We start from the raw sequence: 12,770 nt of genomic DNA on the forward strand, positions 1-12,770 counted from the left end.
GGCAATGCCCCGGTGCGGCCCGGCGATGCACCGGTGCGGCCCGGCGATGCACCGGTGATGACCTGTCGGTAATTACCAATCGGTAATGTACCGGCCGGTACTACCGGTCGGTGTGACCTGCGAGCAGCCCTTCATCTCCCCTTTCTCCTGCTGTCGGTTACCTGTCATCCGTGCGCTTCCGCTGAGGAATCGGTGAACGCCGCGTGCGGAATTCCGACAACGGCCGCCAAAAAGCGGAGTTACTCGTGCCAAGCGCGAACTTGAACTTTCATTTTTCCTCAACCAGCTGTCAAATGAGTTCACTTGAACCATCACGCGTGTCACGAGCCACGCGCGTCACGGGCGAGGACTGTCCGTCGCGCGCCCCACGGCTGACCGCGTTCAGGAAGGAACCCCCCACAAGTGAGCAGCAAACCCTGGACGTTCAGGGCGGCGGCGACCAGCGTGGTCCTCGCCACCGCCGCGGCGACGTTCACGACGTTCACCGTCGTCACCCCGCGGACCGCCGCGGCCCACACACCCCCCGCGGCCACGGATCACGACCACCCGGCCGACGCGCGCGCCGCGCACGAACACGACCTCGAAACCCCGCTGAGCAGGACGCGGGCCGCCCAGCGCGAGGAGGCCCTCACACAGCTCATATCCGGCGACGCCACGGTGAAGAACCGCGACGGCTCCCAGGTCGTGCAGCTCAAGAGCAGGAAGGGCGACCCCAAGTACGTCGAGCTGGGCCGCGAGAAGACCGACCGGATCTTCACGGTCCTCGTCGAGTTCGGCGACCGGACCGACGACCGCTACGGCGGCACCCCCGGCCCCCTGCACAACAAGATCGCCAAGCCGGACCGCAAGAAGAACAACACGACGGCCTGGCGGGCCGACTACGACCGCGAGCACTACGAGCGGCTGCTCTTCGGCACGGGCAAGAAGACCGAGTCGATGAAGAAGTACTACGAGAAGCAGTCCTCGGGCCGCTACTCGATCGAGGGCACGGTCTCGGACTGGGTCAAGGTCCCCTACAACGAGGCCCGTTACGGCTCCAACAAGTGCCGGCCGGACACCTGCGCCTGGCAGGTCGTCGCGGACGGCGTCACCGCCTGGGCCGAGCAGCGCAAGGCGGCCGGACGCACGGACGCCGAGATCAAGGCGGAGCTGGCGAGTTTCGACACCTGGGACCGCGGCGACTTCGACGGCGACGGCGACTTCAACGAACCCGACGGCTACATCGACCACTTCCAGCTGGTGCACGCCGGTGAGGGCGAGGAGGCCGGCGGGGGACCGCAGGGCGAGGACGCCATCTGGTCGCACCGCTGGTACGCGTTCAGCGACGGCTGGGACAAGACCGGCCCCGAGGGCAACAAGCGCGGCGGCGCCCCGGTCGGCGACACCGGCATCTGGGTCGGCGACTACACGATCATGCCGGAGAACGGCGGCCTCGGCGTCTTCGCCCACGAGTACGGCCACGACCTCGGTCTGCCGGACCACTACGACACCACCGGCAACGGCGACAACTCCACCGGCTTCTGGACGTTGATGTCGGGCGGCTCCTGGCTGGGCCGCAGCAGCACCGAGATAGGTGAACTGCCCGGCGACATGACCGCCTGGGACAAGCTGCAGCTCGGCTGGCTGAACTACGACCGGGCCAGGGCCGGGAAGAAGTCCGCGCACACACTGGGCGTCGCCGAGTACAACACCCGGGACAAGCAGGCCCTCGTGGTCGAGCTGCCCAGGAAGCGGGTGAAGGTCGAGGTCGTCAAGCCCGTGGACGGCACCCGGCAGTGGTGGAGCGGCAGCGCCGACAGCCTGTCCAGCACGCTGACCCGTTCCGTGGACCTCACCGGAAAGACCTCCGCGGCGCTGACGCTCGACGGCTGGTGGGACATCGAGAAGGAGTACGACTTCCTCTACACCGAGGTCTCCACCGACGGCGGCGCCACCTGGACGGCCGTCGACGGTACGGCCGACGGCGGGCCGATCAGCCGGGACGGCGGCGGCACGCCCGCCCTGGACGGCACGACGGACGGCTTCAGGAAGCTGTCGTACTCCCTGGACGCCTACGCGGGCAAGAAGATCGACCTGCGTTTCCGCTACCAGACCGACAAGTACGTGGCCCAGAAGGGCTTCGTGGCCGACCGGATCACCGTGACGGCCGACGGCTCGCCCCTCTTCTCGGACGACGCCGAGACCGCCGACCCCGCCTGGACCGCGGCCGGCTTCTCCCGCTTCGGCGGCTCGTACACCACGGAGCACGAGCAGTACTACATCGCCGAGAACCGCCAGTACGTGTCGTACGACCAGTCGCTCAGGTCCGCGTACAGCTTCACCCGCTCCGACTGGGTGGAGCGCTACCCGTACCAGAACGGGCTGCTGATCTGGAAGTGGGACACCTCGCAGCAGGACAACAACACCAGCCAGCACCCCGGTACCGGTCTGCTGCTGCCGGTCGACGCCCGCCCGAAGGGCCTGAAGTGGTCCGACGGCGAACGGGCCGGCAACAGCCTCCAGACCCACGACTCGACGTTCACCCTGGGCCGCACGGACGCCTTCACGCTGCACCGGGGGAAGAAGGTCACGCTGAAGGTCACGTCCAGGAAGGGGGTGCCGGAGTTCAACGACCGGACCCACACCTACTACGACAAGAGCAACAACCCCACGGGCAGCGTCAAGATCACCAACACCAACACCAGGATCCGGATCGTCAAGGAGGCCAAGGACGGCTCGACGGTCATGATCCGGGTGGAGCCGGCCGGGAAGTGACCACGACCCCACACTGATCGCGGGTTTCCCCGCACCACTGGTGTGCCGGGCCGACGGCCCGGCCCACCAGCCGGGACACTCCGGAGGGACGGGCCCCTAGCCCACGAACTCCGCGTACCGGTCGAGCAGCGCCAGCACCTCCGCCTCCCCCGCCGGAGGCAGTTGCACCACCGCCTCCTCGATGCCCAGCTCGGCGTAGTACGCCAGCTTTCCCGCGCTCGGCTGCACCGCGTACGGCACGACCTGCAGCGCCGCCGGGTCCCGGCCCGCGTCGGCCCACGCCGCCCGCAGAACCGGCAGGGACTCGCCCAGCCCCCGCCCGCCGATCGGCAGCCAGCCGTCCGCGTACGCGCTGATGTGCGCGAACAGCTTGGGCCCGGCCGCGCCGCCGATGAGCGTGCGCGGCCCCACCACCGGCCCGCGCGGCTTCTGCACCGGCTTCGGGTACGCGTGGCTCGCCCGGACGCTCCCGAACTCCCCCTCGTAAGCCGTCGGTTCCTCCGCCCACAGGGCCCGCATCAGCGCCATGCGGTCGCGGACGAGGTCGCGCCGGGTGCGCCACTCGACGCCGTGGTCGGCGGCTTCCTCCACGTTCCAGCCGTAGCCCAGCCCGAGGGTGAGACGGCCGCCGGAGAGGTGGTCGACGGTCGCGATCTGCTTCGCGAGGTCGATCGGGTCGTGCTGGGCGACGAGCGTGATGCCGGTGCCGAGCCCGAGCCGCTCGGTGACGGCGGCGGCCTGGCCGAGCGCGACGAACGGGTCCAGCGTGCGACCGTACTCGCGCGGCAGCTCACCGCCCGCCGGGTACGGGGTGGTCCGCTCGACGGGGATGTGGGTGTGCTCGGGGAGGTAGAGCCCCGCGAAACCGCGGTGCTCCAGCTCACGGGCGAGCCTGGTCGGAGTGATCGTCTCGTCGGTGAGGAAGATCGTCACGGCGATGCGCATGGGTCATCTCTACCGGTGCGCGACCCACTTGTCCATACCGACTGGTCGGCATAATCGTCCGGCCGTCGAACGCGGACGCGCACCTCCCCCGGCCCGGGTACGCCGGGGCAGGGCCCCCGCTGGCCCCGCCCGCCCCGGTCACCGCAGCGCGGCCACCGCGACTCGGCCAACTCGAAAGCCACCGATCCCCCTCCCTTGTCCCGCGGTTCACCACCGCATACGAAGGTGTCCCGCACCACCACCGCACCCTCCACGCCACCTCACCCACGACCACCCGGGGAGCAGCAGATGTGCGACGACCACCACGGCGGCGCCCACGGCGACGGGAACGGCAGCAGCGCCGGGAGCGACGGAACCGGCAGGGACTGCGGGAGCGGCGCGGGCGGGAGGGGCGACGGGACCGGCGCGGGCTGGAGGGGCGGCGGCGGAAAGGAGGTCGGACGGCGCGCGCTGTTCGTGACGTCGGCGGCGGCCTCGCTTACGTTGGGAGGCGTGACCTTCGGCACCGGCGGCGCGGCGGCCGCGGACGGCGACCAGGAGACCCGGACGATCCGGGGCACCCTCCCCACCGGCTCTCCCGACTTCGTGTATGTGCCGGTGGAAGTACCGCCCGGGGTGCGCGAGTTGAAGGTCGCCTACCGCTACGACAGACCCGCCGTCCCGGCGGGCACGGCCGGCAACGCGCTCGACATCGGTGTCTTCGACGAACGCGGAACCGACCTCGGCGGCAAGGGCTTCCGCGGCTGGTCGGGCGGTGCCCGCACCGAGTTCTTCGTCCGCGCGGACGAGGCGACCCCCGGCTACGTCCCGGGCCCGGTCCGGCCCGGCACCTGGCACATCGCGCTGGGCCCGTACACGGTGGCGCCGCAGGGACTGCCGTACGAGATCACGATCACCCTGACGTACGGACCGCCCGGCGAGCGGGTGAAGCCGCTGTACCCGCCGGAGCGGGCCAGGGGCCGGGGCCGGGCCTGGTACCGGGGCGACTGCCATCTGCACTCCTGGTACTCCGACGGCCGCCGCACACCCGCCGAGATCGCGGCGCTGGCGCGGGCCGCCGGGCTCGACTTCATCAACAGCTCCGAGCACAACACGCAGTCGGCGCACGCCCATTGGGCCGAGCACGCGGGTGACGACCTGCTGATCCTGCTGGGCGAGGAGGTCACCACGCGCAACGGTCACGTGGTCGCGCTCGGCATGGACCCCGGCACGTTCGTCGACTGGCGCTACCGGGCCCGCGACAACCGCTTCGGCGCGTTCGCCCGGCAGATCCGCCGCGCCGGGGGCCTGGTCGTCCCGGCGCACCCGCACGCCACCTGCGTCGGCTGCAACTGGAAGTTCGGCTTCGGCGAGGCGGACGCCGTGGAGGTGTGGAACGGCGGCTACTCGCCGGAGGACGAGGTCGCCCTCGCCGACTGGGACGGCATGCTCGTGGCGTCGGTGCGGGAGGGCCGTGGCTGGATCCCGGCGATGGGCAACAGCGACGCCCACCGCGACCCCGACCCGGTGGGCCGCCCCCAGACGGTCGTCCTCGCCGACGACCTGACGAGGGACGCCATCCAGGACGGGCTGCGGGCCGGGCGGTCGTACGTCGCCGAGTCGAAGGACGTGTCGGTGGCGTTCACGGCGTCGGGCGCGCGCGGGGAGCACGCCGGGATCGGGGAGCGGCTGGAGGTGGACCGCGACGCCCCGGTCACCGTCCGTCTGGAGGCGACGGGCGCCCCCGGCTGCCTCATCCGCTTCGTCACCGACCAGGGCGTCCTGTTCACCTCCCCCGCGCTGCCGGACTCCGGGACGGGCTCGGCACAGTGGCGGACGACCGCCTCGTACGCGGCGTACGTCCGCGCGGAGGTCCGTCACCCCCCGGTGGTCCCCGGCCTCCCGGGCCCGATGGCGGCGTTCACGAACCCGATCTTCCTCGGGCGGCGGTAGCGGAGGCGGCGAGGCGGGGGAACCCTCGTACGGAACAGCCGTGTTGGGGATTAGGTTGGGGTCGAGACAACCCGTGCGTCCGCAGGCGTGACGCACCTGCTCGGTGGAGGAGAACGGCGCCCATGACCGATCACGCGGCCACGCCCGAACCCGCGGCGAAGGAGAAGGTCGACACTTCGGTGCCCGCCTCCGCCCGGATCTGGAACTACTGGCTGGGCGGCAAGGACAACTACCCGGTGGACGAGGAGGCGGGCGACGCGTACGCGGGCGCGTTCCCCGGCATCGTGACGATCGCCCGCAGCAGCCGGGCGTATCTGCGGCGCAGCATCCGGTACCTGGTGGAGGTGGAGGGGGTCCGGCAGTTCCTGGACGTCGGCACGGGGCTGCCCACCGCCGACAACACCCACCAGGTCGCCCAGCGCAGCGCCCCGGAGTCGCGGATCGTCTACGTCGACAACGACCCGATGGTCCTCGCGCACGCCCGCGCGCTGCTGTACTCCGCGCCGGAGGGGGCCACGGCGTACGTCGACGCCAGCCTCTACGAGCCGGAGAGGATCCTTCAGGCGGCTGCGCGGACCCTGGACCTGTCCCGGCCCACCGCCCTGATCCTCAGCGGCATCCTGGGCCACGTCGGCGACTACGAGCAGGCCCGCGACATCGTCCGCCGCCTCCTCGCCGGGCTCCCCTCCGGCAGCTTCCTCAACATCAACGACGGCTCCCGCGGCACCGACCCCGACTACGAGCGGGCCCAGGACGCCTACAACGAGACGGGCGCCGTCCCGTACTTCCTGCGCCCCGTCGAGCAGATCACGGGCTACTTCGAGGGCCTGGACCTGATCGAGCCCGGCATCGTGTCGGTACCGCTGTGGCACCCGGACGCGGACACACCCGCCCCGAAGCCGATCGGCCAGCACGGGGGCTTGGGCCGCAAGCGGTAGGGCGAGGCCCGGGCGGGTGAGCCGGGGCCCCGCCCCGAGGGTTCCCGAGCGGGCCACGACGGCGGCGCGGGCGGGCGGGGCGCCGTGGATGCAGCCGATGCGGACGCCGGAGCCGGACGGAGGGCCGAGCCACGGCACTCGGGACGCAGACCCCGGCGTCAGCGAAGCCCGAAGGAGGCCCGCCGCTGCCAGCGCGTCCCGTCGTGGACCATGAGGTCGACCGACGACACGTGGGCGCTGACGGGAAGCCGTCCCCGGAGATCGGCCCCGGCCTCCTCCAGCACGGCGTCGTCCTGCCCTTGGGCGACGGTCAGATGAGGCACCACTTCCGTGAAACGCCCGCCGAACGGCGGTGTCTCGGGCCACCGTTCGGCCACCGCCTCCGTGAGCCGCCGAAACGGCCCGTCGGGCCGCGGGGTGAGATACAGGATCCCCGGGAACCGCCCGCAGTGCGCGAACTGAGTCTCGAAGGACGTGTGGCGTCCGATCACCTCGGCGACGGCGGCGCAGGTACCGCTGTCGATGCGGGACGCGTCGAGGAACGGGAAGAGCACGGTGACATGCGCCGGGACACCCGCACGAGCCGAGGGGTCCAGCCGGTCCCGCCACGCCCGAACAGCCGGCTCCGCCTCGGGTATCCGCACGATGAGTCCCGTCCGACCCGCCCGGAACTCCCCGGAATCGTCGTCTGCCATGCCCCATGGGTACCCGTCCCCGCCCCGAACCGGCAAGGACGGGGCGGCGTGAGGCGGTGTGGTCAGCGGTGGGCTACGAACACGAGCTCCCTGCCGGGGCGGTCCGGGGCGTCCCGTACCTCTCTGAGCGTGTAGCCCTGCGCCGTCAGGTCCGTCTCCACCTCCTCCCGTTCGCGGAACCGCAGCGTGGAGTCGGAGGTCAGCTCCTGGCCGTCCGCACGGAAGACGTAGTGCCAGCGGAACGACACCAGGGGCCCGTCCACGTCGGTCAGCTCCACCCAGCTCTCCACCTCGCCGACCCCCGGGACGTCCGTCACCCCGTATGAGTCCGCCCGGTTCCACTTCTCCCACGCCCGCGCGGCCGGGTCGCGCGTCTCGAAGACGAACGCCGCGCCCGGCCGCAGCGCCTCGTAGACGCCCCGGAGCGTCCCCCGCCAGGCGTCCGCGTCCACGATCTGCTGGGCCGCGTTGGCCGTCATCGTGGCGAGGTCGACCTGGAGCGGCGGCAGCGCGGTCGCGTCACCGTGGATCCAGCGGACCCGGTCACCGCCGGGCTTCGCCCGCGCCACCTCCAGGGAGGCGAGCGCCGGGTCGACCCCCACCACCTCCGTTCCCCGCTCCGCCAACAGCAACGCGAACACGCCCGTCCCGCAGCCGATGTCCAGCACCCGCCGTGCGCCCAGTTGCTCCGCGAGCCGCAGATAGGCGTCCAGGTCACTGCGGTCGGGGTCGAGCGAGTCATAGATACTGGCCAGCCGCCGGTCGTGGAAGATCTCGTCAGGCATGCGGTCACAACTGCCCACGCGACGCGTCGAGATCACGCGACGGGGCCATGGAAGCCCCCTTCTGCCGGTCCGGGGCCGCGGCCCGGCTCCCCGACCCGGGCGCCAACCTCAGATCATCCTCTGAACCCGCGCCCGCGCATGGCCCGGTTCCTCCCCCGGTGCCACGATCACGATCAGGATCTCGTCCACCGCAGGGACCACGCGCTACGCGTCACACGCCACGCGCCGCACGGCGTCGTCCACGGACCGACCGGACTCACGGGGGTTTTCATGTCGCACCGCACCCGCTCCGCCCGCACCCTCCCGGTGGCAGCCGTCCTGCTCGCCGCGGCTGCCACCGCCGGCCCGTCGGCCGTCACCCCCACGTCCGAGGCCACAGTGTCGCAGCCGCCCGTACGGCCGTCGGCGCAGCGCCAGGCGAAGGTGACGCGGCCGGTGGTGCTCGCGGCGCCGGATCTGGGCGGTGGCGACGTGCTCGTCCGTCAGGACGGGACGCGCGGCAGCCGGGTCCTGGAGTTCCCGGGGGCGGGGACGGGTGACGGTGGCGCGCTGGTCGTCGCCGTGCGGTGTCATGGCGAGGGGCGGCTCGCCGTCCGTCTGCGGCCCCTCGGTGTCGGCTTCCCCGTGGAGTGCCGAGCCGGTGACGTCGACACCGTCCAGAACGAGTTCGCCGTCTCCCGTGCGCGGGACGCGGGCACCGTCGCGATCACCGCCACTGCCGTCGCCCCCGGCTCCCTGCGCTGGTCCCTGACGGTCGGCCGGGGTGCCCCCACGGCCGCCGCCCTCACTCCGTGACCCCGTCGGCGAACTCCGCGAGCGCGGTGAAGTCGGCGGCGCGCAGACCGAGCCGGGGGTCGATCCGCAGCAGCAGGGCGGGGGACTTGTGGTGGACGGTCACGTGAGCGCGGTCCCGGCTGCCGAGTTCGTCGTCGACCCAGGCGAAGGGGCGGCCGGCGGCATGGGCGACGAGGTGGCGGGTCTTCCAGAAGAGACCCGAACCGTCGGTGCCGGGCGTCGACGCCCCGTCCGGCCACTCCACGACGGGCAGGGGCGGCAGGCCGAGGACGGGAGCGATGTACGTGTTGGCCTCGCCGACCCAGGTCGTCGCCCAGATCAGGTCGAACCGTGCGGCCAGGGCGCGGAGTTCGGGGCCGTGGGCCTCGTTGAGCCAGACCCGCAGCGGCTTGACCGCCGCCGGGGGCTGACCGGGATGCCGGGCGATCCAGCCGTCCGGCTTCATCCGATGGGTGGTGTAACCGGCGGGCCGCCGCTCCGGCTTCGCCGCGTACGGGTTCAACGGCCCGTCCACGTCGAGGTAGAGGAGCGGCCGGGTCGTCGTCATGCCCTCGCCTCCTACCTGCTTCGCACGGGGATGGCCGGGCGTCGTCACAGCCCCCGCGCCCCACCGACGTACGCACAGGGATGCTACGCGTCAGGCACCGCCGTCCGGGCCGCCCCCCTCACCCCGCCCAGACGATCGCCTGCAGTTCGCTGTACGCGTGCAGGGCGTACGCGCCCACGTCGCGGCCCACCCCGCTCTTCTTGAAGCCGCCGAACGGTGCCTCCATGTTGCGGCCGACGGTGTTCACGCCGACGCCGCCCGCGCGCAGGCGGCGGGCCACGCGGAAGGCGCGGGCCACGTCGCCGGACCAGACGTAGTCGATGAGGCCGTAGTCGGTGGCGTCGGCGAGCCGCACGGCGTCCTCCTCGTCGTCGAAGGGGAGGACGACCACGACCGGGCCGAAGATCTCCTCGCGGACGACCCGCATGTCGGCGGTGCAGTCGGCGAGGAGCGTGGGGGCGACGTAGAAGCCCCGGTCGAGCGGCGGGCGTTCGCCGCCGGTGACCACGCGGGCGCCCTCCTTGCGGCCCAGTTCGACGTACGCCTCGACGCGGTCGCGGTGGGCCGCCGAGATGACGGGGCCGACGACCGTGCCGCGCTCGCGCGGGTCTCCTACCGGCAACCGGGCCGCGTAGGAGGCGAGTTGGGTCACCACCTGGTCGTAGACGCCCCGCTGGGCGAGGACCCTGGTGGGCGCGGTGCAGATCTGTCCGCTGTAGAAGGAGAAGGTCGTGCCGATGCCGGCCACCGCCGCCGGCACGTCCGCGTCGTCGAAGACGATCGCCGCGCCCTTGCCGCCCAACTCCATCAGCTGGCGTTTCATGTCGCGCCCGCAGACCTCCGCGATGCGCCGGCCGACCGCCGTGGAGCCGGTGAAGCTCACCATGTCGACGTCGGGCGAGTCCACGGCCGCCTCACCGGCCCGCGGGCCGCTGCCGCTCACCACGTTCACCACGCCGGGCGGGACCCCGGCCTCCTCCAGGGCCTGCGCCATGCGGTACACGGACAGGGGGTCCTGCGGCGCCGGCTTCACGACGACCGTGTTGCCCATGGCGAGGGCGGGCGCGATCTTGCCCGCCGGGTTGGCCCACGGGTTGTTGTACGAGGTGACGCAGGTGACGACGCCCACCGGCTGCCGTACGGCGAGCGCGCCCATCACCGCCGCCCGGCCGAACGGGCCCGCCTCGTTGACCTGCGGGGCGATCGGTACCTCCGCCGGTTCCGGCCTGGCGTACCGCTGGAAGCGGGCGGCGGCCACCCCGACCTGCATGCCCCGCGCGGTGCCGGTCGTCGCCCCGGACTCGGCCCCGGCGAGGTCGGCGTAGGGGACGAGCCGGGCGCGGATCAGCTCCGCCGTGCGGGCGAGGACGGCGGCCCGTTCGTCGGGGGAGGTGCGCGACCATGCCCCGAGGGCCTCGCGGGCCGCGGCGGCGGCCGCGTGGACCTGGCCCCGTGAGGCTTCCGGCGCCAGCCCGACGACCCCCTCGGTCGCCGGGTCGATCACCTCGTAGTGCCCGCCGTCGGGCTCCACCCAGGTGCCGCCGATGAACAGCCGCTGCCGCTCCGGGGCGCCCGCCCCGCCGCTCATCTGGTGCTCACCGTGCGGGTGTCGCGCCCGGACCGCAGCACCTTGCCGGGTACCGCCCCGGTCACCACGTCGTCGCGGATGGTCTCGACGCCGTTGACCCAGACCGCCCGTACACCGAGGGCCTTGGAGTCCAGGCGCGGGCTGTCACCCGGCAGGTCGTGCACCAGGGTGGCCTTGCCGGCGTCGATCCGCTCCGGGTCGAAGAGGACGAGGTCGGCGTGCCAGCCCTCCGCGATCCGCCCGCGTTCGCGGAGACCGAAGAGCCGCGCGGGGTCGTCGGTCAGCATCTTCACCGCCTGTTCGAGGCCCACGAGCTTCCGGCCGCGCAGACAGTCCCCGAGGAACCGGGTGGTGTAGGGGGCGCCGCACATGCGGTCCAGGTGGGCGCCGGCGTCGGAGCCGCCGAGGAGGACATCCTCGTGCCGCCAGGTCTCGGCGCGCAGCGCCCAGGACGCGGGGTCGTTGTCGGTGGGCATGGGCCACAGCACCGTACGGAGGTCGTCGGCGGCGCAGATCTCCACCAGGCAGTGGAACGGGTCCTGGCCGCGTTCGGCGGCGATGTCCTTCACGACCCGTCCGGTGAGGCCCTCGTTCGCGGCGCTGTAGGTGTCGCCGATGACGTACCGGCCGAAGTTCGCTAGCCGCCGGAAGACGCCCGCCTCCTTGCTGTCGGCGCGCCGCAGCAGCTCCGCGCGGACCTCCGGGTCGCGCAGCCGTTCGATCCGCTCGGGCACGGGCAGGCCGAGGACCGGGCCCCAGCCGGGGATCAGGTTGAGCGCGCAGAACGTGCCGAGCGACATGTTCATGGGGGTGAGGATCGGCATGGTCAGGGCGACCACCCGGCCGCCGGCCTTGCGGGCCCGCTCGCCGGCCTCCAGCTGCCGCGGCACCCGCTCGGGGACGGCCGCGTCGATCGTGAGGACGTTCCAGTTCAGGGGGCGTCCCGCGACCGAACTCATCTCCACGAAGAGGTCGATCTCGTCGTCGCTGAACTGGTCGAGGCAGCCGGCGACGATCGCCTCGATCTGGGTGCCCTCGTGCTCGCCGACGGCCTTCGACAGGGCGATCAGCTCGGCCGGCCGGGCGTGCCGGGACGCGACCGGTTTGCCGTCGCCGTCGCTGTGGGAGGACGACTGGGTGGTCGACAGGCCCCAGGCGCCCGCCTCCATCGACTCGTGCAGCAGCCGGACCATCTCGGCCAGGTGCGCCTCGGTGGGCTGCCCGCCGATCGCGTCCGGCCCCATCACGTACCGCCGCAGCGCGCAGTGCCCCACCATGAACCCGGCGTTCACCGCGATCCGCCCGTCGAGGGCGTCCAGGTACTCGCCGAACCCGTGCCAGTTCCAGGGCGCGCCCTCCTCCAGCGCGACCAGCGACATCCCCTCGACCTTGGACATCATGCGCCGCGTGTAGTCGGCGTCCTCGGGCCGGTCGGGGTGGAGCGGCGCCAGCGTGAAGCCGCAGTTCCCGCCGGCGACCGTGGTCACCCCGTGGTTGAGGGAGGGCGTCGCGTACGGGTCCCAGAACAGCTGGGCGTCGTAGTGGGTGTGCGGGTCGACGAAGCCGGGGGCGAGGACGAGCCCGGCCGCGTCCTCGCAGGTGCGGGCCTCCTCGGTGACGTTCCCGATGACGGCGATGCGGCCGTCGCGCAGGCCCACGTCGGCGGTGTGGGCGGGCGCGCCGGTCCCGTCGACGACGGTCGCGCCCCTGATGACATGGTCGAGCATGCCGCGCTCCTTCCGGGTGCCTGGTGACAGGGGGTGGGTGCCGCCCGTGGTGCCGGGGGCGGCC

At 72.6% G+C, this 12,770-nt stretch carries 10 protein-coding genes; 4 read left to right on the plus strand and 6 right to left on the minus strand.

Annotation, left to right across the window (positions count from 1 at the left end; genetic code table 11):
• Positions 1 to 402 precede the first annotated feature (402 nt).
• Positions 403 to 2,754 (plus strand): immune inhibitor A domain-containing protein, encoded by a 2,352-nt coding sequence (locus GSY65_RS16040; protein WP_159768910.1) that lies wholly within the window; start codon positions 403 to 405, stop codon positions 2,752 to 2,754.
• Positions 2,755 to 2,850: 96 nt separating this feature from the next.
• On the opposite strand, the gene GSY65_RS16045 is transcribed toward GSY65_RS16040, so the two are convergent.
• Positions 2,851 to 3,699, minus strand: coding sequence for an LLM class F420-dependent oxidoreductase (locus GSY65_RS16045; RefSeq protein ID WP_159768913.1), 849 nt, complete (start codon positions 3,697 to 3,699; stop codon positions 2,851 to 2,853).
• Between the two features lie 288 nt (positions 3,700 to 3,987).
• On the opposite strand from GSY65_RS16045, the gene GSY65_RS16050 reads away from it, so the two are divergent.
• Positions 3,988 to 5,631, plus strand: a complete 1,644-nt coding sequence (locus GSY65_RS16050) for a CehA/McbA family metallohydrolase (RefSeq protein WP_159768916.1) — start codon at positions 3,988 to 3,990, stop codon at positions 5,629 to 5,631.
• Between the two features lie 122 nt (positions 5,632 to 5,753).
• On the plus strand, positions 5,754 to 6,569 hold the full coding sequence (locus GSY65_RS16055; RefSeq protein WP_159768919.1) for an SAM-dependent methyltransferase: 816 nt from the start codon (positions 5,754 to 5,756) through the stop codon (positions 6,567 to 6,569).
• Between the two features lie 158 nt (positions 6,570 to 6,727).
• Here the strand turns inward: GSY65_RS16055 and GSY65_RS16060 are convergent, their stop codons facing one another.
• Both GSY65_RS16060 and GSY65_RS16065 read right to left on the minus strand, forming a co-directional pair.
• Positions 6,728 to 7,264, minus strand: coding sequence for a 2'-5' RNA ligase family protein (locus GSY65_RS16060; protein WP_159768922.1), 537 nt, complete (start codon positions 7,262 to 7,264; stop codon positions 6,728 to 6,730).
• A 62-nt stretch (positions 7,265 to 7,326) separates the two neighbouring features.
• On the minus strand, positions 7,327 to 8,049 hold the full coding sequence (locus GSY65_RS16065) for a class I SAM-dependent methyltransferase (RefSeq protein ID WP_159768925.1): 723 nt from the start codon (positions 8,047 to 8,049) through the stop codon (positions 7,327 to 7,329).
• A gap of 270 nt (positions 8,050 to 8,319) precedes the next feature.
• On the opposite strand from GSY65_RS16065, the gene GSY65_RS33770 reads away from it, so the two are divergent.
• Positions 8,320 to 8,844 (plus strand): hypothetical protein, encoded by a 525-nt coding sequence (locus GSY65_RS33770; protein ID WP_236579816.1) that lies wholly within the window; start codon positions 8,320 to 8,322, stop codon positions 8,842 to 8,844.
• Here GSY65_RS33770 and GSY65_RS16075 read toward each other — a convergent pair.
• The 3 genes from GSY65_RS16075 to GSY65_RS16085 form a co-directional block, all read right to left on the minus strand.
• Positions 8,834 to 9,391 carry an HAD domain-containing protein gene (locus GSY65_RS16075; RefSeq protein ID WP_159768928.1) on the minus strand — a complete coding sequence of 186 codons (558 nt, stop codon included), beginning with the start codon at positions 9,389 to 9,391 and terminating at the stop codon, positions 8,834 to 8,836. The two genes, GSY65_RS33770 and GSY65_RS16075, sit on opposite strands and share 11 nt — an antisense overlap.
• A 118-nt stretch (positions 9,392 to 9,509) precedes the next feature.
• Positions 9,510 to 10,979, minus strand: coding sequence for an aldehyde dehydrogenase family protein (locus GSY65_RS16080; protein ID WP_159768931.1), 1,470 nt, complete (start codon positions 10,977 to 10,979; stop codon positions 9,510 to 9,512).
• Positions 10,976 to 12,706, minus strand: a complete 1,731-nt coding sequence (locus tag GSY65_RS16085; RefSeq protein WP_159768934.1) for an N-acyl-D-amino-acid deacylase family protein — start codon at positions 12,704 to 12,706, stop codon at positions 10,976 to 10,978. The genes GSY65_RS16080 and GSY65_RS16085 overlap by 4 nt, the downstream gene beginning before the upstream one ends.
• Positions 12,707 to 12,770 lie beyond the last annotated feature (64 nt).

Source organism: Streptomyces sp. HM190 (genome assembly GCF_009857135.1).
Lineage (GTDB): Bacteria > Actinomycetota > Actinomycetes > Streptomycetales > Streptomycetaceae > Streptomyces > Streptomyces heilongjiangensis.